This is a genomic window from Myxococcales bacterium, from assembly GCA_012513515.1.
GTDB lineage: Bacteria > UBA10199 > UBA10199 > 2-02-FULL-44-16 > JAAZCA01 > JAAZCA01.
The window spans coordinates 37945-59572 of record JAAZCA010000029.1; the positions used below are offsets into that span (position 1 = coordinate 37945).

21 protein-coding genes are annotated in these 21628 nt (G+C 52.5%); 7 read left to right on the forward strand and 14 right to left on the reverse strand.

Annotation, left to right across the window (positions count from 1 at the left end; translation table 11 throughout):
* Window positions 1–11: 11 nt before the first annotated feature.
* From hslU to GX659_05630, 5 genes are all read right to left on the reverse strand, one after another.
* Window positions 12–1415, reverse strand: coding sequence for an ATP-dependent protease ATPase subunit HslU (gene hslU / locus GX659_05610; protein ID NLD28266.1), 1404 nt, complete (start codon window positions 1413–1415; stop codon window positions 12–14).
* Between the two features lie 16 nt (window positions 1416–1431).
* Entirely contained in the window at window positions 1432–1962 is a 531-nt protein-coding gene (gene hslV / locus GX659_05615; GenBank protein ID NLD28267.1) for an ATP-dependent protease subunit HslV, read from the reverse strand.
* 389 nt (window positions 1963–2351) lie between these two features.
* The gene (gene xerC, locus GX659_05620) at window positions 2352–3257 is read right to left on the reverse strand and encodes a tyrosine recombinase XerC (GenBank protein NLD28268.1); all 906 of its coding nucleotides are present in this window, start codon (window positions 3255–3257) and stop codon (window positions 2352–2354) included.
* Window positions 3258–3406: 149 nt separating this feature from the next.
* Window positions 3407–4897, reverse strand: a complete 1491-nt coding sequence (locus tag GX659_05625; GenBank protein NLD28269.1) for a hypothetical protein — start codon at window positions 4895–4897, stop codon at window positions 3407–3409.
* Window positions 4894–5673, reverse strand: a complete 780-nt coding sequence (locus GX659_05630) for a hypothetical protein (GenBank protein ID NLD28270.1) — start codon at window positions 5671–5673, stop codon at window positions 4894–4896. The genes GX659_05625 and GX659_05630 overlap by 4 nt, the downstream gene beginning before the upstream one ends.
* A 232-nt stretch (window positions 5674–5905) precedes the next feature.
* On the opposite strand from GX659_05630, the gene GX659_05635 reads away from it, so the two are divergent.
* Window positions 5906–6889 carry a hypothetical protein gene (locus GX659_05635; protein ID NLD28271.1) on the forward strand — a complete coding sequence of 328 codons (984 nt, stop codon included), beginning with the start codon at window positions 5906–5908 and terminating at the stop codon, window positions 6887–6889.
* Window positions 6890–6911: 22 nt separating this feature from the next.
* Here the strand turns inward: GX659_05635 and topA are convergent, their stop codons facing one another.
* The 8 genes from topA to surE form a co-directional block, all read right to left on the reverse strand.
* Window positions 6912–9173: a type I DNA topoisomerase gene (gene topA / locus GX659_05640; GenBank protein NLD28272.1), complete on the reverse strand. Its 2262-nt coding sequence runs from the start codon at window positions 9171–9173 to the stop codon at window positions 6912–6914.
* On the reverse strand, window positions 9170–10282 hold the full coding sequence (gene dprA, locus GX659_05645) for a DNA-protecting protein DprA (protein ID NLD28273.1): 1113 nt from the start codon (window positions 10280–10282) through the stop codon (window positions 9170–9172). Before dprA ends, topA begins: the two co-directional genes overlap by 4 nt.
* 55 nt (window positions 10283–10337) lie before the next feature.
* Window positions 10338–10661: an integration host factor subunit beta gene (locus GX659_05650; protein ID NLD28274.1), complete on the reverse strand. Its 324-nt coding sequence runs from the start codon at window positions 10659–10661 to the stop codon at window positions 10338–10340.
* A 129-nt stretch (window positions 10662–10790) separates the two neighbouring features.
* The gene (locus GX659_05655) at window positions 10791–11420 is read right to left on the reverse strand and encodes a hypothetical protein (GenBank protein NLD28275.1); all 630 of its coding nucleotides are present in this window, start codon (window positions 11418–11420) and stop codon (window positions 10791–10793) included.
* A gap of 42 nt (window positions 11421–11462) precedes the next feature.
* Window positions 11463–11984, reverse strand: a complete 522-nt coding sequence (locus GX659_05660) for an adenine phosphoribosyltransferase (GenBank protein NLD28276.1) — start codon at window positions 11982–11984, stop codon at window positions 11463–11465.
* Window positions 11985–11994: 10 nt separating this feature from the next.
* Complete coding sequence (locus GX659_05665) at window positions 11995–12747, reverse strand: peptidoglycan DD-metalloendopeptidase family protein (GenBank protein ID NLD28277.1); 753 nt, start codon at window positions 12745–12747, stop codon at window positions 11995–11997.
* On the reverse strand, window positions 12740–13420 hold the full coding sequence (locus tag GX659_05670; GenBank protein NLD28278.1) for a protein-L-isoaspartate(D-aspartate) O-methyltransferase: 681 nt from the start codon (window positions 13418–13420) through the stop codon (window positions 12740–12742). The genes GX659_05665 and GX659_05670 overlap by 8 nt, the downstream gene beginning before the upstream one ends.
* Before the next feature lie 7 nt (window positions 13421–13427).
* The gene (gene surE, locus GX659_05675) at window positions 13428–14180 is read right to left on the reverse strand and encodes a 5'/3'-nucleotidase SurE (protein ID NLD28279.1); all 753 of its coding nucleotides are present in this window, start codon (window positions 14178–14180) and stop codon (window positions 13428–13430) included.
* Between the two features lie 141 nt (window positions 14181–14321).
* Between surE and GX659_05680 the strand changes: the two genes are divergently transcribed.
* Genes GX659_05680 through GX659_05695 form a run of 4 tightly spaced genes read left to right on the forward strand, consistent with a single transcriptional unit; the run spans window position 14322 to window position 17355 of the window.
* Window positions 14322–15356, forward strand: a complete 1035-nt coding sequence (locus GX659_05680; protein NLD28280.1) for a phosphoribosylformylglycinamidine cyclo-ligase — start codon at window positions 14322–14324, stop codon at window positions 15354–15356.
* Between the two features lie 7 nt (window positions 15357–15363).
* Window positions 15364–15996, forward strand: a complete 633-nt coding sequence (locus GX659_05685; GenBank protein ID NLD28281.1) for a phosphoribosylglycinamide formyltransferase — start codon at window positions 15364–15366, stop codon at window positions 15994–15996.
* Window positions 15997–16023: 27 nt separating this feature from the next.
* On the forward strand, window positions 16024–16602 hold the full coding sequence (locus tag GX659_05690; protein NLD28282.1) for a porin family protein: 579 nt from the start codon (window positions 16024–16026) through the stop codon (window positions 16600–16602).
* A gap of 18 nt (window positions 16603–16620) precedes the next feature.
* Entirely contained in the window at window positions 16621–17355 is a 735-nt protein-coding gene (locus GX659_05695; protein NLD28283.1) for a protein-L-isoaspartate(D-aspartate) O-methyltransferase, read from the forward strand.
* Between the two features lie 15 nt (window positions 17356–17370).
* On the opposite strand, the gene sctU is transcribed toward GX659_05695, so the two are convergent.
* Window positions 17371–18462 (reverse strand): type III secretion system export apparatus subunit SctU, encoded by a 1092-nt coding sequence (gene sctU / locus GX659_05700; GenBank protein ID NLD28284.1) that lies wholly within the window; start codon window positions 18460–18462, stop codon window positions 17371–17373.
* Window positions 18463–18623: 161 nt separating this feature from the next.
* Between sctU and GX659_05705 the strand changes: the two genes are divergently transcribed.
* Both GX659_05705 and GX659_05710 read left to right on the forward strand, forming a co-directional pair.
* Window positions 18624–20708, forward strand: a complete 2085-nt coding sequence (locus GX659_05705) for a protein kinase (protein ID NLD28285.1) — start codon at window positions 18624–18626, stop codon at window positions 20706–20708.
* Entirely contained in the window at window positions 20662–21603 is a 942-nt protein-coding gene (locus tag GX659_05710; GenBank protein ID NLD28286.1) for a GGDEF domain-containing protein, read from the forward strand. Before GX659_05705 ends, GX659_05710 begins: the two co-directional genes overlap by 47 nt.
* Window positions 21604–21628 lie beyond the last annotated feature (25 nt).

Genomic DNA, 21628 nt, shown 5'->3' on the forward strand with positions numbered 1-21628 from the left:
TGATTTCAAAACTAGAGTATGTACCTGCTGAGATCGCGATCCTTGACGATCTCTGAAAGATTTTTCACGACATATCCACGATCGACTTTCACCGTCTGTCCCCCTCTTTCCGGAGCTTCAAATGAAAGCCCTTCAAGGAGCTTTTCCATTATAGTATGAAGCCTACGGGCGCCGATATCCTCCATCTGAGAATTCACGTCAGCCGCAACCTGACATATCTCGTCTATGGCCGAATAGTCGAACTCCAGCGATACCCCCTCTGTCTGCATCATCGCCCTGTACTGTTTGATGAGCGAATTTTCTGGCTCGGTCAGGATCCTGATGAAATCCCCTTTCGAAAGGGAGTTGAGCTCGACCCTTATCGGAAATCTGCCCTGCAGCTCCGGAATCAAATCGCTCGGCTTTGCGCTGTGAAAAGCTCCGGCGGCTATGAAGAGTATGTGATCCGTCTTGACCAGACCGTGCTTGGTGTTGACGGTCGAGCCCTCGATAATGGGGAGTATGTCGCGCTGCACTCCCTCGCGAGAGACGTCGGGGCCATGTCCTCGACCCTCCCCCGCCGAACGCGCGATCTTGTCTATCTCGTCCAAAAAAACTATGCCGTTTTGTTCAGTGCATTCGATCGCAAGCTTGACCACCGATTCCATATCGATGAGGCGCTGCGATTCCTCGGAGGAGAGATACGCAAGCGCTTCCGGAACGCGCATCTTCTTTTTCTTGTTCCCACCCTGAAAAAGACCGGAGAACATATCGCGCAGATTGGACTGCATCTCCTCCATGCTTCCTGCGGCCACCACCTCTATCGATGGCATCGCCGGACGTACTGCAGGCTGAATTTCGACCATACGATCGTCGAGTTTTCCTTCGCGAAGAAGCTTCCTCAGCCGCTCCCTCGTATCGGCCCTGCGCCTCCCGCTCTCTGCGGAGGGCTCCGGCACCACTTCGGATGCGGCATCGTCGAAGCTCTGCGGAAGATCATGCTCAGGCTCGAGGGAGCCCGGAAGGAGAAGATCCAAAAGTTTTTCCTCCGCCATCTCCTGAGCGCGAACCATGACCTTGCGCGACTCCTCCTCGCGCACCATCTTTACCGCAACCTCGACCAGCTCCCTGATCATCGACTCGACATCCTTGCCGACGTAGCCGACTTCGGTGAACTTGGAGGCCTCTACCTTTATGAAGGGAGCATCTGCGAGTTTTGCGAGCCTTCTGGCGATTTCTGTTTTCCCGACTCCGGTGGGGCCTATCATGATGATATTTTTTGGAACTATCTCGTCGCGCAGATCACCTTCCACCTGCCTGCGGCGCCACCTGTTCCTGAGAGCTATGGCGACCGATCTCTTCGCCTTGTCCTGGCCGATGATGTATCTGTCGAGCTCTGAAACTATTTCCCTTGGCGTAAAATTTTTTTCTTCCATGTCAGTCAACAGCTCCTCATTTCAAAACTTCGCTTTGAATGTTTTCGTTCGTATAGATACATATCTCGGACGCTATCTTCATCGCCTCAGCGACGATCTGCAAAGCGTCGAGAGATGAATGTCTGAGCATCGCCCTTGCCGCGGCCAGCGCGTACGGACCGCCTGATCCTATCGCGGTGACATCGTCATCAGGCTCGAGGAGATCCCCCGTGCCCGAGATGGTAAAGGTTTTTTCGCGATCGGCCACGATCATCATAGCCTCAAGTTTGCGCAGGATTCTGTCGGTTCGCCAGTCCTTGGCGAGCTCAACCGCGGCGCGGGTGAGGTTGCCACGAAATTCCTCCAGCTTTCCCTCGAAGCGCTCGAATAGCGTGAAGGCATCCGCGCTCGAGCCTGCAAATCCTGCGAGGACCGTCCCATCCCTCATCGTCCGAATCTTTCTGGCCCCGCTTTTCATTATGGTATTGCCGAAGCTGACCTGCCCATCGCCGGCCAGCGCGACCATGCCGTCTCTTCTTACGCAAAGAATCGTCGTGGACTTGAACATCGCCCCTCCGTTTTAGGAACCTCTAAGAAATTAGCGAATTTGTCATCCCCTGCATCATTAGGCAGTTTTCTGCCGAATTTTTCGAAAGGTGCCTCTAAAAACTACTTGGCGTCACCGCCTGCCTGGGAAAATTTGTGAATCTTCACGGCGGTTCGACAAGCTCACCGTCATGAGTAAACGAGAGCGAGTCGAATGAATGAAGTTCGTCCCAGGCTCAAAAATTTTCCCGGGCGGCGGCATCATTAATACAGTTCCTTTTCGAGGAACCCTGTATGCAGCTTTTCAGAGGTTCCTTAAAATTATTTTGGGTAAAAGACGACAGCGGCTTCAGATATTAACATCCGACCGCAGCGTCAATGAAATAAGCGAAAGGAGAGTTTAAACCGGCATTATGCCTTCGGATGCGCCTTGTCGTACGTCTTCATGAGCCCTTCGAGGCTCACATGCGTATATTTCTGCGTCGTAGAGAGGCTCGCATGACCGAGGAGCTCCTGAATGCCGCGCATGTCGGCACCGGAACCAAGCAGGTGCGTGGCGAAGGTGTGCCTCAAAACGTGGGGCGTCACCTTTTTCTGCAGACCGCAGACCTTGATGTATTTGTTGAGCATCCTCTCAACCGAACGCGCGGTAAGCCTTCCACCCCGCCTGTTCACAAAAAGCGCGTTTTCCTCGGCGCTCTCGGGGCAAAGCGCCGCTCTGTAATTCAGGTATGAAGCGATGGCACTGCATGCCTTTTCACCCATCGGAACTATTCTCTCCTTGCGCCCCTTCCCCATAACACGAACTGTCTTGGCTGCAAGATCGATAGAGTCTACGTCCAGATCGACGAGCTCGCCGACGCGCAGGCCGGAAGCATAAAGCAGCTCTATGATCGCCTTGTCCCTGGAACCGAGGGCCTCGTTACCGGATGGTGCATCGATAAGCGAGAAGACCTCGTCCACCGTCAAAAATCTCGGAATTCTCTTCGGGACCTTCGGGGTGGCTACCTCTTTCGCCGGATTTGAAGGGACGACCCCTTTTCGCAAACAAAACTGAAAAAATGTCCTCAGAGAGGCCAGCTTTCTAGCCATTGAGGAAGGAGAGCGATCCTTGATCATCTTTCCGAGGTATTCCCTCACCGTGTTTGGATCGACATTGGAAAGAAAGGATGGCTCTTTGGACATTATGTCCGGATACTTCGTTGATAGAAAAGTGAAAAACTGCGTGAGATCGACCATGTAGTTCTTATGCGTGTGCAGCGAAGAACCCTTCTCATTGAGCAGGTAACTCTCGAATTTCTTTATAAATTGCTTCATAATCGTCCCTCCCCCAAGGTTAGGGCGATTTTACAGGAGGAAATGCTAAAAGCAACAACTTTGTCGCATAAAGAGCCCTGCCGATAAACACAGATTTATTGGGGATTTGCGGGTTTTTTATGGATTACAGAAGATTGCTGAAAGATCGTTCAGCGCTGCGAAAGACGCCTTTTCAAGGCGATCACCGATGAAACTGCCAAGATGAAAATCATGGCCATTACATAAATTTTGGCAATCTCATTATCAGGGAGATAGAGCAAAAGCAGCGCGCAGGAACCCCCCGCATCGGAGAAGAAATATTTTGATTCCTCTGAAGCCCTGCTCCCGACCTCCGAAGAATCGGGGGCCTTACCTCCACCACCCCCTCCTCCACCGGCGGATGGATCAGGGCAAACCTTGGCCTGGGGATCATATACATCCGGTATGCCGTTGTTATTGGCATCAACCCATACCCCCCCTTCCATGCTGTCAGGGCAGCCATCCCCGTCGGAATCCTCGTCGCGGCTGTTAGGAATGCCATCGCAATCGATGTCATGGATGGAAGCGGGGGTCAGACATTCCCCCTCACCTACCACCTTCGTGTAATCGAAGTCCGGCACACCGTCGCCGTCGAAATCTCCGAGATCCTCAAGTCCATCCTCAAGTCCATCGCCATCGGTATCTGCGACGGTCGGATCGCTCTCTTCGGCATCCAACCAGCCATTGGCGTTGGCATCCTCTTCACCATCCAGCCTTCCATCGCCATCGGAATCCGGGTTCAGCGGGTCGAGCACGCTTGGCCTTTTAAAATTCGTGCCCACCGCCTGAAGGCCATGGCACCCCTTGTAAGGTATCGGCTGGATTTTCCCCAGCTCGATTCCATCCGAGAGGCCATCTCCGTCGGTGTCGCATTTATTCGGAAGGGTGCCAATCCGGCGCTCTTCGCTGTCGCTAACTCCATCTCCGTCGCTGTCGAAGCGCAGTGGGTCGCTCTCGTCGAATCCGATCTCGCCGTCGCCGTCGCGATCCCCCTCCTCGCCGTCGAGAAGTCCGTCGCCATCGCTATCCGAATCGTTGGGATCGGTCTCCAGCCAGCTTACTATCGCACCTTCTTCGGGAGGAAAGTCCCCTTCAAAATCCCTTCTGCCGTTGAAATTAAAATCCTCCATCCCATCGATAACGCCGTCGTTGTCGCTATCCTCTGAGGTCGGATCCGTGGTGCTAGATGGGTCGAGGTCAAACAGTATGGATATATTAGACAACCCCTGCGGGGCGTTCGGGTCCGCCGCAATAGCGTTGGCAAGAACAGTGATCTTCTTGTCCTGCAAAATTTTCAGGCATCGTTCGGAAAATTTGTGGACGGGGCGAATCTTCATCCCCTCGACCAAGGCCCGCGCCTCGGCCTCGGTCAGCCCCATCTCGAGGCCATCCGGAAGGCAGTCCCCATCGGTATCCGAATTCTGAAAATCCGTCTCCCCCTCGCTTGCATCCCATTTCCCATTTCCGTTTTTGTCCTCGATCGCGTCGGGAATACCGTCGCAGTCGAAATCGCCGGGACACCCCTGCTGCCCGAGGGCGTCGGCAACAAACGCTCCGGAGAGGATAAGCAACGCAAGCAAGGTCGCTGCACAGATGTTGTATAGGTTCTTCCTCGCTCTCATAGCTGGCGCCCCCTTCTCTCAAGCTCCTTCTCCAAATCTCTGGCAATCGCATCCATCGTATTCCACAAAAATGCCAGATTGGGATTTTCCTGCCATGGAGGGAGCGCAATAAAACCGCTGCGCGTTATCCCAGCCTCCTCCAGCGCCTTTCTCCCATCCCATCCGTGCACGCGACTCGCGTACTGCAGATAGCTTTCTATAAAACCCCCGACGCCCATTTCCTCGAACTCCTCGCGGGAGACTCCGAGCTCGGGATATATGGAACCCCGCAAAAGGCCGAAGTGCTTGAGGTCGCAAAAATGTGCCGACATATACAGGACGTTCTGCATAGCCCTGTTGCTTCCTACCTTCCCCGTACGAAATACCCTCGCGGCTCCGACTCGAAGATCCAGCTGATACTTCAGCAAGGGCGTCGTCATTATCTCCGAAAGATAGATACTCACATCCCCGCTGAACCTGAAGGCCGATCGTTCAGAAAGTTGCGTCGTCAATCTGAAGGGATTGCCCAAATGAATTTCAACTTGGCTGTCCGGGGAACTGAAGATAACGGGTATCTTATCCTGCCGCGACTCCCCTGAAGCCATCTTCCGCATGGCTTCGATCCCATGAGCGGCGCGTTCGAGGATATCGCTTTCCCCGATGCCGATGCCGCTTATCGCAACGGAGGACGCGGGTCCCGCGATGATAGGGAGCGGAACCGATGGAAGCTGTTGAAAAGATCCTATCCTCCAGGATGCGGCTGTGGGTGCTAAAGCGGAATAAAAGGTGAGGGACATTGAACCAGCTCCTTTTTCTGCGCCTGTAAAAACCAGCGCGTTGAAGATGCTCCCTTATCGATTTTATTCGGAGAAAGTTGCTTTAAAAAATAGAGGAAGAAAAAGGTCGCTGCGTCAATAAAATGACGCAAGGGGTCAGGTGGGTGCGTATTGCCCCTTTGACTATCCAGTGGAAAAGATCTCACAACTTTTTTCGGACATAGCCGATAAGCCCGCTGATCGGAGAGAAACCATGTCGAGAGAACAAGCCTCAAAACTGTGCGGCTCTATCCCCCCCGACAGGAGAGAATACTGCGAAACCCTGGCGGAGCAGTGTCTGGCCCAGAGAAAAGAACGGGCTATCACATACAACCTCGAGCTCGATGGGGAGAACTCCCTCTCCCTGCCAAACTTCGATAACTGCATCTCCTACGCAAAATTCAGGGCGAAAACTGTTGCACCCATGCCTCCGGTAGCCAGAAAAGAACCGGCCAAGCCGGAGCCGGCAGCTAAAGAGCGCGCAAGAGAAAAACCCCCCGCCAAGCAGAAAGATGCGGCGAAAGAAACTTCAGAACTGAAATTTAGCGACAGGCAGGCGGCTGCCGATGCGGGAGCACAATGCGAAGAGATGTTCGATCCGAACTCTGCGGCGATGAGATCCTGCGTGGAACATACCTATCCATGTTTCTCGAAGGAGGCGCCCCCCTTCACCCTGCCCTTTACCAGCTCCACATTCCCAACGAGGGACAGGTGCTTGCAATTTGTAAAATTTTACATAGGAGGAATTCTTGGGGACGAACCTATAAAAAAATCCCCTCCGGCGGAATCCCCTCCACCAGCTCGCACGGAGTCAAAGAGCTCGGGCGCTGTCAGCCCCCTTAAAAAAGCGGATGAAAATGCGCCACTCGCCTCCTTCGCGCGCCTGAATTTTTCAATGGAAAATTCCAAAGAGATACGCGTCGAAAAGATGATCGCGCCATTCATACATGACAAGAGACAGTACGGAGTTGAATTCACGCTCGGGTATTTCGTCGAAGAGCTCGGCTACGGGAAATACAGAATTCATTATCAGGCCGTCCCGGGAAAGAGGGAGAAGTTCAACAGGGAGGAATTGGAAAAAAGCGCCGATTTCACGGTGGAGGGAAAAAAGATACTGGAGACCCTCGCCTTCCAGTTCAAACTATATCACAGAGGAAACTTCAAAGGGATATCGTCCATAGAGATAGTTCAGCTCTAAATTTTCTGAGATCGAGGCTCAACTACTCCATTTTTTTGCGATAAGGACACCCTTTTTGGGGGCATAGGATAAAGACCTCGCCGGTCTTTTTGGATGTGCGTTCAACCAGAATCTTAGAGCCGCACTCCGGGCAGCTCTTCGCAATAGGCTTGTCCCAAGTGGCATAATCGCATTTCGGATATTTGTCACAGCCGTAGAAGATCTTGCTGCGCTTGGTGCTCTTTTGGACCAGATCGCCCTCCCCGCACTTCGGGCATTTCACACCGCTGCTGATCGACTTGGTGTTCTTGCATTTCGGATATTCCGAACAGGCCAAGAACTGACCATAGCGCCCGCGTTTCATAAGCATCGGCTTGCCGCAGAGATCGCACACCTCACCGGTCGGCTCTACCTTCTGAAGCCTGAGCTCGCCATTTTCCTCGCGTGAAAACTCCTTGGTCGTGCGGCATTCGGGATATTTCGAACACGCGAGGAACTCTCCATGTCTTCCCCATTTGATGACCATCTTGCTGCCGCACTTATCGCAGAGGATTTCAGTCTCGACCTGCTGCCCTTTCACGCTGCGCATGTTTTTCCTGGCGAGTGAAAGCGCAGATTCAAAGGGAGCGTAAAAATTGTCGAGCGCCTTTTTCCAGTCGCGCCGCCCCTCTTCGACCTCGTCAAGTTCTCCCTCCATCTGAGCGGTGAATCCCACATCGATAACCTTCGGAAAATTTTCGACCAGCAGTTCGTTGACGAGTTTGCCAAGTTCAGATGGGTGAAACCTCTTTTCGAGTTTCCTCACATATCCCTTTTCCTGGATGGTACTAAGAATCGAGGCGTATGTAGAAGGTCTGCCTATCCCCTTCTCCTCCAACTCCTTGACGAGAGAGGCTTCCGTAAAACGCGGAGGCGGCTGCGTGAAATGCTGATGCGGCTCTATTCCCAACAACTCCAGCTTTTCCCCTTCAGAGAGATTCGGAAGTGTCGGATTTTCCTCCTCACCCTTTTCCGCCTCATCGTCCACGCCCTCCATATACACCGAGATGAAACCGGCGAACTTCATCACCTGTCCGGTTGCCCTGAGCAGATACTTTCCGGCTTCGATATCAAATGAGGTCTGGTCGAATACAGCGGGCTCCATCTGAGAGGCGACAAACCTCTTCCATATAAGATCGTAAAGCCTGTAGGCGTCCCTATCGAGATGCTCCTTTACAAGTTCGGGCGGCATCGTCATGAGCGTCGGACGGATTGCCTCATGGGCGTCCTGCGCGCCTCGCTTGCTCTTGTATATCACCGGTTCGGCCGGGAGCATATCCTTGCCGAACTTGTCAGCTATGTATTTTCTCACAGCTTCTATTGCGACATCGGAGACGCGGATCGAATCGGTTCTCATGTAGGTGATCAGGCCGACCGAACCTTCGCTGCCTATCTCCACTCCTTCATAGAGCATCTGCGCCATGGCCATCGTCTTCTTCGCGGTGAAGCCGAGTTTTCTCGCGGCCTCCTGCTGGAGCTTCGAGGTGATAAATGGCGGCGCCGGCCTTCTCCTTCGTTCGCTCTTCTTTATCGTCGAAAGAAGAAAGCTCTCTTTCGAGATGGCGTTGACCAATTTTTTCGCCTCGGACTCCTCGGCTATTTCGAAGTCCTTGCCTGAAATTTTTATAAGCTTAGCCTCGAACGGAGGGGGAACTCCGCCTTTAAGCCTCGTCACTATGGACCAGTACTCCTTCGCTTTGAAAGCGTCTATCTCCTGCTCGCGCTCACATACGATTCTGACGGCTACCGACTGAACCCTCCCGGCGGAAAGCCCACGCCTGACTTTTTCCCAAAGCAGCGGGCTTATTCGATAACCGACCAGCCTGTCTAGGATCCTTCTCGCCTGCTGCGCGTCGAATAGATTTTTATCCAGATCGCCCGGCGAGGCGATCGCGTTTTTAACCGCATCTTTTGTTATCTCGTTGAACTTGACGCGATAGATGGGTGGAGTTTTGGATTTCGAGGACTTCCTTATCCTGTCGGCGATGTGCCAGGCTATCGCCTCCCCCTCACGATCGGGATCGGGGGCCAGATACACCGCGTCGGCCTTTTTAGCCGCATCGGTGATTTTTTTAAGAATCTTGGATTTGCCGCGGATGATGACGTAGTTTGGTTCGAAGCCGTTTTCCACATCGACGCCGAGCTCCCTCATAGGAAGGTCGATCACATGGCCGACGGAGGCCAGCACGTTGAAATTTTTCCCTAGATATTTTTTAAGCGTCGAGGCCTTCGCTGGAGACTCGACTATTACCAGAGATCCGCTCATCTATCACTCCTCAAACGATACAGTTTGCCCGGAAGTTCCTCCACCAACCCATCTATCACCAAAAGTGAGAGCTCCTTCAATACATCGGAGGCAGCCATCCCGCTGCGCCTTATGACATCATCAACTCCCGAGGGAGAATTCGGCAGAAGACTTTTTAAAAGAGGTGAACCCTTATAAATATCGCCGACCAAATGTCCAGATTTTTTCAAAAACGGATATTTCCTGTGTTCGAATTCGAGAATTCTTACAGCATCTTCGGCGTTTTCCACCAGACCCGCACCATCGCGTATCAGGGCGTTGCACCCCTGAGCCCCCGGATCACCGCCGCGCCCGGGAATCGACATGACCTCCCTTCCAAATTCGAGGGCGAATTTTGCGGTGATCAGGCTTCCGCTGGCTCGCGCCGCCTGAACGACGAGCACCGCGAGGGCGAGCCCGCTGATCACCCTGTTTCTCTGTGGAAACCTCGGAGGAATGGGCCGAACTCCGAGAGGAAACTCGGAAATCGCAAGCCCTCGATCGACGATTCTTTTCATCAGTCCGACATGCTCAGACGGGTATATGTAATCAACTCCGCATCCGAAAACAGCTATGGTTTTTCCCGAGGATTCCAGCGCCCCGAGATGTGCCGCCGCATCGATCCCATAGGCCATTCCGCTGATTATCGGATATCCCATTTCTGCGACATCCCTGGAAATGGAGAAAGCCAGCTCGCGGCTGTAGGGAAAGGATTTGCGCGCGCCGACGACGGCGAGTGAAGCGGAATTCAGAAGCGAGAGATCTTCCCCGATAGCCCAAAGCGCAAGCGGAGGATCAGGTATCTGCGCCAAGAGTTTCGGATATTCATCATCGGCAATCGTTATGAGAGAAATTCCTCTCTTTGAATATGATTCGAGTTCGCGATGGAGCACCTCCGCTTCCGGAATGACGCAGAAACGATTGTAGAGAGTCTCCATTCCGGCAAACAGCGATCTAAAATCGCTCCGGTCGCCTTTAAGAAGTGCCTCTGCGGATCCGGCAGACTCTATCAGGGCGCGCGCGACCGCTGGTGCGGAATAAAAAACTTTTTGAAGTGCGAACAAAAAAATACGCTCGTGCAGATCGGTCATAAATCCTCCGTTGGATGATCTGGCATGAGCGCGAAAGGTCTCTTGTTTTTTTACGTCAGGCGATATCTTCCTCATCGCCGAGGTCAACTGGCAGCGGAGCCCTCATGGCATCCACCCTCTCCTTCAATTCCTTGCCGACTTTGAAAAAGGGAAGCCTCTTGGGTTCGACGTGGATCGATTCGCCGGTCCTTGGGTTCCTCCCCGTATAGGCCTTGTAATCCTTGACTACAAAACTTCCAAAGCCGCGAATTTCTATGCGGCCCCCGCGAGCCATGGTCCGAGTCATGGAATCGAATATCAGGTTCACAACATCCTCAGCCTTCTTCTTGGTGATCTTCGACCTCTCTGAAATCAACTCGATGAGCTCTGACTTATTCATCCCCCGCCCCTTTGTAATCGGTGGAATTCATTGAGGAAAATAGCAATAGTGTCCGAAGCTGTCAAGCCTCCATTTCACAACTCTCGGCAATTTTCTGAATGATATCAGAGTCGTCGGCAAACCCGCGCCCTATTTGAGAGAGATGCACATAAGGTTCCTGTCACGCTCCCTTGGATACCCCCATGCACGCTCAAAAACTGATCTTTTCACGCGATGCTCAGGGTATGGAGGGATGCCAGGATCATGCAATATCACATTTTCCGAGGTAAGATCGCATATGACTACGAAATGCCCGGAATAACCGGGGAGGCCATGCAAGGCCGCTGAATTTAGATTCACCAGGACGATTCCGCCATCGGATATCATCCGCTCGATATCTTCAAAGTCAGGAATCCTGTATTCGATTGGGGCAAGCTCCACAAATTTTGCAGCTATCTTACGTTCCTTCTCTATATCGCTGTGATTGGCTTGGGCCGCGGCCACCTCTTTACCGTATCTCCTTATGAGGTACTTCAACCCGGATTTCACGAATGCCCTATAATCAAATTCTTCTATTAATCTTACAGTTAAACCTAAATCCATCATCCATAACATCGCTTGTGTGGGCCAGGTCCACTGTCCCTCCCCTTTGCCGGAGATTTTGTCTAGATATTCATATGAAAACTCTTGATCAGGAAGGAGTTTTGCCAGCGCCATCTTGAGAGCAGCCTGAAAGCAGTGTGTCCCATCGCCTATATTTGGATAGAAAGGGATCTTCATTATCTATAAGGGATCTTCATTATCTATATATGATGTAGCCCACTACTTGTAGCTCACCAGCGAGTGGATCGGCACCCCGGGGATCTTGTCGCGTCCGTTTAGAAAAGCCAGTTCGACTATAAAGGCGCACTCGACGACCTCTCCCCCCTGCTGCCTTACCAGCTCGCATGCCGCCCCTGCCGTTCCCCCAGTCGCCAGTAGGTCGTCTATTATAACGACGCGCTCCCCCTTCTTTATCGCATCTGTGTGCATCTCTATCGTGGCGGAACCGTATTCCAGGTCATAGGATATATTTATCGTCTTATAGGGGAGCCTCCCCTTCTTTCGCACCGGCACAAAGCCAGCCTGCAGCTGATGAGCCAGGGGGGTGCCAAACAGAAAACCGCGAGATTCTATCCCGACAACAGAGTCGATCCTCTCCCCCGAATATCTCTTCACCAATGCCTGGATCGTGCCGTCAAAGACCTTGTGATTTTGAAGAAGAGGGGTGATGTCTTTGAACATTATTCCGGGCTTCGGAAAATCCGGGACATCCCTGATATATCTTTTTATCGAATCCTGCATAGATTCTCCTTTATTTGCGCTCCGGCAAAAAGAAGAGCGGGTTGCGCGCCTTTTGACCACTGCGAATCTCAAAATGCAAGTGTGAACCGGTCGCGCGACCGGTTCTGCCGACGGTGGCGATCAACTGCCCCTGCTTTACCTCGTCGCCCTTTTTGATCCTGTTTTTTTGATTGTGCGCATAGGCCGTAAAAAAGTTGTCTGAATGGCGAAGGAGTATCAAGTTCCCATATCCGCGCATAGTCCCAACAAATACCGCTGTACCGGGGGCGGACGCCTTTATCGGAGTCCCCTCGCGAGCAGCTATGTCTATACCATCGTGCCGCCTTCCGTTTCTGATTCCAAACGGGGAGGTGAGACGCCCTTCGACGGGCCATATGAATTTTCCGCGAAAGGTCTTGATCTGCGACTGCGAGGAATCGGCGCGTGAATATTTGCTTCCGCCGCGTCTGGAAGATCGGGAGGAAGAATCCGAGGGAAGCTCTTTGAAGGGGGGTTTTTTTTCCTTCTCCGGAATATAGAGCTGCTGCCCCGCTTTCATATCTCCGGGCTTGAATATATTGTTATACTCGGCGAGCTCCTGGAGATCGAGGCCGTAGAATCGTGCGATGGTCCAGATCGATTCGCCGGAACGCACCCTGTGGAATTTTCCCCTTTTATCAAAGGAGGTGGCGCACCCCCCTAGGAGAGCGGCGATCATTACGAATGAAAGCGCTAGGATAACCCCTCTCGGAAAAACATTATATTTAGGAAAAAATTCAGTCACCCTTCCATCCCTGTTTTCCTACCAGCTTGACGAAGCGGCACGACGTCAGAGTTTCTTTGTCATAGCCGGCGCCGCGCTTCGTTACAACCTCCAGACGCTGAAGCTCCTCCCCTCCCACCGGAATGATGAGGCGTCCCCCGTCCCCTAACTGTTCGATCAAATCCTCCGGAATACACGGCGCTCCGGCAGTTACTATGATGCCGTCGAAGGGAGCCTCTTCGGGCCAGCCGAGCGTACCATCTCCAATCCTGAGTTTGATGTTGTCGTACCTCAATTTATAAAGAACCTTGCGCGCCCGCAACGAAAGTTCCTTTAGGCGTTCTATCGAATAGACCTGCTCGACCAGCTCGGCGAGAATGGCCGCCTGATAACCGGAACCTGTCCCGATCTCGAGGACCTTCTTGCAAGGGCGCTTCAGAAGTTCCTCGGTCATCAGCGCTACGATGAGAGGCTGTGAGATGGTCTGACCTAGCCCCATCTGCAGAGGTCTGTCCTCATAGGCCTGACATTCCATCCCCTTGCTGACGAATTCCTGCCTCGGCACACGCCCCATGGCATCCAAAACTCTCTGATCCGCTATTCCTTTTTTGACCAGCTGCTCGGCGACCATCCTCCTGCGTGCGACCTCGAATGGATCGCGATCGCGATCCCGCCTTTTCGACTTCACTATCATCGTCATCCTATATCCTCCAGCTCGAGATACTTTTCAAAGCATCGACATCGGTGATATCGACCTTCAGAGGCGTTATCGAAACTTTGCCTGCCCTTATCGCATTGCAATCTGAATTGGGAATATCCTCGAAGCCGTTCTCATTGCCACCGATCCAGTAATATTTGCGTCCCTTGGGATCTACCTTCTCGACTACGATATCCCCATAGTCCCTCTTTCCCTGCTTGGTGAATGCGCACCCCTTGATCTTAGAAATGGGGAGATCCGGGATATTCACGTTCAAAATAATTCCCTTAGGGAGTCCCTCCTTTAAAACTTTTTTGGTTATCCTCATGGCGAAGTGGGCAGCGGTATCGAAGCGCCCCCGCTCATTCATCGCCAGTGAAAAGGCTATAGATGGTATCCCCATTATCCCGCCCTCGTAGGCTGCCGAGACCGTCCCTGAATAATGCACATCATCCCCGAGGTTGGGGCCGTGATTTATCCCGGAAAGTATGAGATCGGGGGGGGAATTGAGAATCTCGTGGACGGCGAGGATCACGCAGTCGGTGGGAGTTCCGCTGACTAGATAGAGATCCTTCTCTGGATTCTCTATCCTCAGAGGGGAGTGAAGGGTTATTGAATGGCTGGCAGCGCTCCTCTGCTGATCGGGGGCGACGACGACCACAGCCCCCAGCCTTTTTATGGCCTTTCGGAGGACCAAAATACCCTCGGCCTGGTAGCCATCGTCATTTGAAAGCAGGATAAGCGGCTTTTTTTTCATCATACAAACTTTCAAAGGGTTATCCTTGAAGAGGAAAATATCCAATGTTTTAAGCAAGTTATGAAATTAGAGTCTCCCTGTCAAGCCGTAACCCCGCATACCAACTTGCTTTTTTAAAACCCTGTGCTATTTCGGCGCGCCATGAGCGAGGCATATAAAAAGGCAGGGGTCGATATCGACTCCGGAAATGCATTTGTCGACAGGATAAAGGGGTATGTCAAAGAGACCCGCCAACGCGGGGTCATATCCGACCTCGGCGGGTTCAGCGCGCTATTTGCCCCTGATATATCGGAGATGAAGGAGCCGGTTCTCGTCTCCGGGACCGACGGGGTCGGCACCAAGCTGAAGATCGCGATCAACATGGAAAAGCTCGACACCATCGGAATCGATCTGGTCGCGATGTGTGTAAACGACATCGCGTGCTCAGGCGCAAAGCCCCTCTTCTTCCTCGACTACTTCGCCACCTCATGCCTCGAGCCGGACAAACACGCCGATGTGATCAAGGGGATCGCAGAAGGATGCAAGCTGGCGCGCTGCGCGCTGGTCGGGGGCGAGACCGCAGAAATGCCGGAGTTCTATAAGCCGAACGATTTCGATATGGCCGGTTTTGCGGTGGGCATAGTAGATAGGATGAAGATAATCGACGGCAGCGAGATCGGAACCGGAAATGCGATAATAGGAATCGCATCCTCGGGGCCGCACAGCAACGGATACTCCCTCATCAATCACCTCATAAAAGACAAAAATCTCAGACTCGATCACATCTACGACGGATTCGACGCCACGCTGGGCGAGATACTCCTCAGGCCGACCTTCATTTACACCCAACTGATCGAGGCGCTGACCAAGTTCGGAGACGTGAAAGGAATCGTGCATATCACAGGCGGCGGATTCTGGGATAATATCCCGAGGGTGCTGCCTCGCGGCGTCGAGGCTTCCATCGATAGAAGCGCGCTGGAGATCCCGCAGATATTCCGCTTCATACAGTCACATGCAGGAATTGATGAGAATGAGATGTTGAGGGTCTTCAACTGCGGCACAGGCATGGTTATGTTCACCCCGGCGGAGAAGGCGGACGAAACGACGGACTTCATAAATGCACACGGCTTCAGTGCCAAGGTAATAGGCAATACGAAGATCAGACAGGATGAAAACATCCCCATCTCGATCTCGTGAGGTTTAGATGAAAAAGAGCGTTATCCCGGTCGGCGTTCTCGCCTCCGGAAATGGCAGCAACCTTCAGGCGCTTATAGACGCCTGCGAGTCCGGATCGACAAGTGCGAAGATTGCCGTGGTCATAAGCGACAAGGGCGATGCCCACGCGCTGAAGCGGGCCGAAAAACATCGCATCCCGAACTTTCACCTCGATAGAAAAGCGTTCGACAGCAGGCGGACCTACGAGGGCAGAATTGTCGAAATCCTCCGCCAACATAAAGTCGAACTCGTATGTCTCGCAGGATATATGAAGATAGTTGGCGAGACCATCCTTGGCGCATTCAAGGACCGCGTCATGAACATACATCCTGCGCTGCTTCCCTCTTTTCCGGGGCCCGATGGACAAAAACAGGCCTTCGACTATGGTGTGAAAATTGCGGGATGCACGGTGCATTTCGTGGATGCAAAGGTGGATCACGGCCCGATAATATGTCAGGCCGCTCTCCCCGTCATGGATGACGACACCCTCGAGACGCTGAAGGCGAGGATCTTGGGGAAGGAGCATGAGATATATCCGAAGGCGGTCGCCCTCTTCGCTGATAATCGGTTAAAAATCGAAGGCAGGAGGGTTTACATTTTACCCAAAAAAGTATTACCCTGACCAAAATCTACAATTCATGGGGGCGAAATGAAAAAGATACTCTGCACAATCGCAATAGCTTCGGCTCTTTTTGCAGCATCGACTGTCTCGGCCAAAAGCTCCGGCGGAAATTTTTCGGTCGGGCTCGGTCCGGTGGGAAATATATTCGTCGTAGATTCCAGGCCGGAACTGGACCCGGGAATCGGCGGATATGTGTTTTTCGATTACAGGTGGTCACCGCAGTTTTCAACACAGTTCGGAGTGGTGGTGACAACCGAGGACGGCACCGGAATATCTGATGGCGACAACGGGATCGAATTCCTCGGCATACCGACCTTCGACCTGAAATTCTACGTGTTGAAGGAGCCATCGCGCTGGGATCCCTATGCCCTGATAGGAATGGGAGTTTACGCTGTAACCGAAGGAACTGCAAAGGATGGAACCACCGCAGTCGGCATAGGCGCCAATATGGGGATCGGCACCGATTTCTACATAACCGAATCTCTTTCGGTAGGGCTCGCCGCTATATTCCGTTCAATCGGTCTGATCGATTCGACAAGCGGTCCGAACAATGGGACCGCGCTATTCCCATTTTCGCTTATGGGAAATATCGCATACCACTTCTAATTCGGAGGCTTCATAGGGATGAAAAAGCCATCGGCGACTCTAAAACTTTCATCTCCGCTCATAGCTATACTGACCACCGCGTTCCTCCTGTCGTGCAGCGGATCTTCGACGAACTTTGAAGGCTTGCGCAGGGATATGATCGAAAGCCAGATAAAGGCAAGAGGTCTGAACAACGATGACATATTGCAGGCGATGAGCTCAGTACCGCGCGAAATTTTCGTGATGGAAAAATTCAAGGCGCACGCCTATGATGACAACGAGGTTCCGATCTCCAATCACGACTCGCTCAATAGGCCCTTCGAAGACGCGGCGATGCTCGATGCGCTGGATTTAAAAAGTTCAGACAGGGTCATGGAAGTAGGAACGGGCACCGGATACTTCGCCTCTCTCCTGTCAAAACTCGCGGGAGAGGTATTCACGATAGAGATAGAACCGCCGCTGGCCGAGCGCGCCAGAAAAATCCTCCCTAAACTGGGAATACGAAACGTCAAGGTCGTAACCGGGGATGGATTCCTCGGACTTCCTGAACACGCCCCCTACGACGCCATCGTGATGCAGTGCAGCCCTCCTCAGGTCCCTGAGCCGCTCGTAGAACAGCTGAAAGAGGGGGGCAGGCTTCTCGCCCCGATCGGCGGCGGAGAAAAGTTCCAAGAGCTCACGCTCTTCGTAAAAAAAGACGGGAAGCTATCCACGGAGAAAAGACTTTCACCAGCAAACTTCACGCCGATGAGAGGGATCATTCTGGAAAAATAGAAAAACCTGAATCTATTATAGCTGCGAACCGTCCTTATCGGCCCGCTCGCGCTCATCTCTTATCTTATAGACATACACCAGAATTTCAGCGACTGCGGCATACAGCTCCTCTGGAATTTCATCGTCTACCTCGAGCTCTATGAGAGTCCAGGCCAGCGGCACGTTCTGTATTATAGGCACTCCAAACTCCTCCGCCATCTCCCTTATCGCATTTGCAAAAAGCCTCTGCCCCTTTGCAACGATCTGCGGGGCCGCCATCTCCTTGTCGTCATATTTTATCGCTATCGCAAGTTCGGTTGGATTTGTTATCACCGCATCTGCGGATTTTACCGACTGCCTCGTGTCGCTCATCGCAAGCTCCTGATGCAGCTGTCGGCGCGCGCTCTTTATCAACGGATCTCCCTCGTCCTGCTTGTACTCCCTTTTCACCTCTTCCTTGCTCATCCTCATCTGTTTTTTGTAGTTCCATCTCTGGACATAGAAGTCGATCATGGCGATCACTATGAAGACGATGAAGACTTTGATGAGAAATTCAACGAGGATCTTTCCGGCCAGAGTTTCTGCCTGATATGGTGTCCCCTTCACCGTCAGGACCACATCCCTGATGCTATCGCTGACAACCAGATATGCGAGCATGAATATAAGGGTTATCTTCGCGATGTTCTTGATCAGCTCCACGAATGTGGTGACCTTGAACATGTTCTTGAGATTTTCCAGGGCGTTTAGTCTCTTCATCTGCGGCTTCATCTGCTCGGTCGAAAAGATGGGGCCTATCTGAAGGAAACCGACCGCTATCGCGAAGACTATCATGACTATCCCGAACGGGATTATGATGCTCAGGAATAAAAAGAAGTCATTTTGCACCTGGAGGAAGATGGCCTCCATGGAGACATCCCTGCTGGCGGCCAGACTGAAATCAGCCACCATCACGCCGCGCATCTTGTCGCCGATGAAGTCCCTCATGAAGAGGATCGTCGCAAAGGCTGCGATCAGGATGACTACCGTGTTGAGATCGCGGGAACGCGCCACCTGCCCTTTCTTGCGCGCATCCCGCAGTCGCTTCGGGGTCGCCTCCTCGGTTTTTTCTTGGCTGCTGGATTCGGCCACTGCGATCTCCTGTCCGTATTATCGGCAGGAAGGTAGCAAAAATTCCCTCTTCCAGCAAGAAATAGACAAGGTTGAGTTGAGCCTCAGCCTTAATCTCAACCTTGCTCTAATCCTCAGCCTTATTCTTGCCTTTCTGTAAAAATATCGATATCTTGCAGCGCATGCTCGGGAAGAGATCAAATAGACGACCCCAGCAGGTCGGCCAATATTATCTGATGGAAAAGATCGCGCAAGGGGGCATGGCCGAGATATTCAAGGGGATATCCTACGATGTCAGCGGAATCAAAAAGACCGTCTGCATAAAAAAGATCCTGCCGCATATTTCCGCCAGCGAGGAGTTCATCGGAACCCTCATCGACGAGGCTAAAATAGCGGTCAAGCTGGTCCACGGGAACATCGCCCAGACGTATGATCTCGGAAAGGTCGGGGATGACTACTTCATGGTCATGGAGTTCGTCGACGGCAAATCCCTATCCCAGATAAACAAGAGATGCGCCTCCCTTGGAGAGCTCCTTCCGACCGAGCACCTGATCTATTTCATATCCGAAGCCTTAAACGGACTCGACTATATCCACAGGAGAACCGATGAGCACGGCGTTCCCCTCCACATAGTCCACAGGGATATGAGCCCACAGAACATCATGGTCTCGTATTCAGGCACCGTGAAGATCATCGATTTCGGCATCGCCAAAATAGGCTTCAAGGTAGGCTCCACCGACTCCGGCGTCCTGAAGGGAAAATTCGCGTATATGTCACCGGAGCAGGCCTACGGCGATACGATAGACAACAGGTCCGACATATATTCAGTCGGAATAATTCTGCATGAGATGCTCACTGGCAAGCGCCTCTTCAAGGCCGCCGACAGCCGTGAGACGATACGCAACGTTAGAAAAGCAGAGGTCGCTCCCCCTTCCACCATACTGAGCGGAATTCCCGATGACCTCGACAGGATAACTCTGAAGGCGCTCAGCAAGGACAGGAGGCGCAGGTACAGCCATGCCTCCGAGATGAGGGATGACCTCATCAAGTTTCTGCATATGAATTATCCTGAATTCGGGCCATCCCATTCAGCTGAGTTCATACAGGCCCTCTTTGACGACGAGTTCGGCAAACCCCGGAAAGACGACGCCGACGCTAAAACACCGTATCTCATAATCGACAGATCCAACTCCGCCTTGGCGAACGACAGCCAGTTCGAGACCACCGGGGCCATCAGGGTGCCGGTCAACCTCGAGGAGTATATGGTCGAAGGAGAACGCCCGAACGAGGATACCGGAGAGGATGAAAGCTCCGAGGCAAAAAAAATTCTGCCGGAGCTCGATGACAAAGATGAGAAAACTTCAAGAAAGTTTTCCTCGCTATGGTCCATCATTTCGGCGATAAAGTACCAGCTCGTAGTCCTGCTCCTTGCCTCCATTGTAATCGCGGGCTCGATATATCACAGATCAAAAACGGCAACGGAAAAAACTCCGCACATGGCATCCGGAAGAGTCATGGTCGCCACCATTCCGACCGATGCGGAGGTCTATCTCGATGGATCCTTTAAGGGAAAAGGATCGCCGGTCTCAATACCAAACGTTCCAGCAGGAAAGGATATCAAACTTGAAGTGAAACGGGACGGTTACTTTTCGCACGAGCGCGTTATCACCCTTGCCTCCGACGGTTTTGAAAGCCTCTCGATATCCCTATCCCCGGCCGTCAAACCGACCGCTACGATAGAAATCACTACGGAGCCAGCCGGTGCCACCGTATTCATAGATGACAGGGAGACCTCTCACCGGACCCCGGCCAGAATAGAAAAGATAAGTCCCGACAAGGAAATCTCGGTGGGGCTCTTTTTAAAAGACCATCAGTTCTGGAGTAGAAAAATCTCCCTGAATGCAGGTGAAACGAAATCTTTCGACGTTCAGATGGCAAAGGCCATGGGTTCGGTCTCCATCACCAGCATCCCGCCGGAGGCGCTCGTGATGATAGACCATGTCCCGGCAGGTCAGACTCCGATGGTAAAGGGAGAACTCGATCCAGGGCAGGTCCATACGGTCGATGTATGGCTGCAGGGGTATGAAACTGCTACAAAGGAGTTCAGGGTTCTCTCCGGCAAGGAGCTTTCGCTTAGATTCGTCCTCACGAAACTTCCAACCGAGGCGGAGATGGAAGCAGCTACAAGGGGATCCGACACTCAACCCAAGGAAAAAAAAGATGGCGAAAAAAGGGACAAAGAAGAGGTCATGGAAGACAAAGATTGAAACCGCGCCTGAGGAGGAGCTCTCCGAACGGACGGTGGTGACCTCAATTGAAAAAGTCAGCATACCAGTTGATGAGAAGGCCTACATACTTTTCATTTCGGGGCCCCTCATCGGTAAGATGTACCTTCTCGAGGACGAGGTTACCATCATAGGTCGCGCGCCCGATATCGACATATCGATAAGCGACTCGAGGATATCAAGGCGCCACCTGGAAATTTCCCTCCGCGAGGGACGCGCTGTCATAAAGGATCTCGACTCGACCAACGGAACATTCGTCAACGGCAAGCGCGTGGCGACCAAAGTCCTGGAAAACGGCGATAAGATCCACATCTCCTCCGACACTTTTTTCAAATTCGCGCTGGGCGATGCCGCCGAGAGGATGTTTCAGGAGGAAATGCACCAGATGGCGAACTACGACGCCGTCACAAACGTCTTAAACAAGCACGCCTTCCTCCGCCGACTGAAGGAGGAATTCAGCTATTCGAAGAGGCAGAAGCTCCCGCTCTCCCTGATCATGATCGACATAGATTTTTTCAAGAAGGTCAACGATACTTACGGCCATATGGCCGGTGACTACGTCCTGCACGGAGTCGCAGAAAGAATTCAAAAGGGGCTGCGCGACGAAGACATAGTCTCGCGATACGGCGGCGAGGAGTTCGCAGTTATCCTTAGAAATACCGATGCAAAAAGCGCCTTGATGCTCGGCGAAAGAATCCGCAGATCGGTTGAAGAAAAACCCTTTCAATTCGAAAAAGATTCAATATCGGTCACCGTAAGCCTTGGGATCTCTACCCTCGCCGATGGCAATTTTACGACATCGAGCGATCTGCTCGCCAGATCCGATGCATGCCTGTACAAGTCCAAACAGGACGGTAGAAACCGCGTAACATCATAGAGTTATCTACCTTGACTTTTATCTC

Bases quoted from the DNA above. Each gene is read 5' to 3' on its own strand.
- hslU (NLD28266.1), bottom strand. From the start codon at position 1,415: ATGGAAGAAAAAAATTTTACGCCAAGGGAAATAGTTTCAGAGCTCGAC.
- hslV (NLD28267.1), bottom strand. From the start codon at position 1,962: ATGTTCAAGTCCACGACGATTCTTTGCGTAAGAAGAGACGGCATGGTC.
- xerC (NLD28268.1), bottom strand. From the start codon at position 3,257: ATGAAGCAATTTATAAAGAAATTCGAGAGTTACCTGCTCAATGAGAAG.
- GX659_05625 (NLD28269.1), bottom strand. From the start codon at position 4,897: ATGAGAGCGAGGAAGAACCTATACAACATCTGTGCAGCGACCTTGCTT.
- GX659_05630 (NLD28270.1), bottom strand. From the start codon at position 5,673: ATGTCCCTCACCTTTTATTCCGCTTTAGCACCCACAGCCGCATCCTGG.
- GX659_05635 (NLD28271.1), top strand. From the start codon at position 5,906: ATGTCGAGAGAACAAGCCTCAAAACTGTGCGGCTCTATCCCCCCCGAC.
- topA (NLD28272.1), bottom strand. From the start codon at position 9,173: ATGAGCGGATCTCTGGTAATAGTCGAGTCTCCAGCGAAGGCCTCGACG.
- dprA (NLD28273.1), bottom strand. From the start codon at position 10,282: ATGACCGATCTGCACGAGCGTATTTTTTTGTTCGCACTTCAAAAAGTT.
- GX659_05650 (NLD28274.1), bottom strand. From the start codon at position 10,661: ATGAATAAGTCAGAGCTCATCGAGTTGATTTCAGAGAGGTCGAAGATC.
- GX659_05655 (NLD28275.1), bottom strand. From the start codon at position 11,420: ATGAAGATCCCTTTCTATCCAAATATAGGCGATGGGACACACTGCTTT.
- GX659_05660 (NLD28276.1), bottom strand. From the start codon at position 11,984: ATGCAGGATTCGATAAAAAGATATATCAGGGATGTCCCGGATTTTCCG.
- GX659_05670 (NLD28278.1), bottom strand. From the start codon at position 13,420: ATGATAGTGAAGTCGAAAAGGCGGGATCGCGATCGCGATCCATTCGAG.
- surE (NLD28279.1), bottom strand. From the start codon at position 14,180: ATGAAAAAAAAGCCGCTTATCCTGCTTTCAAATGACGATGGCTACCAG.
- GX659_05680 (NLD28280.1), top strand. From the start codon at position 14,322: ATGAGCGAGGCATATAAAAAGGCAGGGGTCGATATCGACTCCGGAAAT.
- GX659_05685 (NLD28281.1), top strand. From the start codon at position 15,364: ATGAAAAAGAGCGTTATCCCGGTCGGCGTTCTCGCCTCCGGAAATGGC.
- GX659_05690 (NLD28282.1), top strand. From the start codon at position 16,024: ATGAAAAAGATACTCTGCACAATCGCAATAGCTTCGGCTCTTTTTGCA.
- GX659_05695 (NLD28283.1), top strand. From the start codon at position 16,621: ATGAAAAAGCCATCGGCGACTCTAAAACTTTCATCTCCGCTCATAGCT.
- GX659_05705 (NLD28285.1), top strand. From the start codon at position 18,624: ATGCTCGGGAAGAGATCAAATAGACGACCCCAGCAGGTCGGCCAATAT.
- GX659_05710 (NLD28286.1), top strand. From the start codon at position 20,662: ATGGCGAAAAAAGGGACAAAGAAGAGGTCATGGAAGACAAAGATTGAA.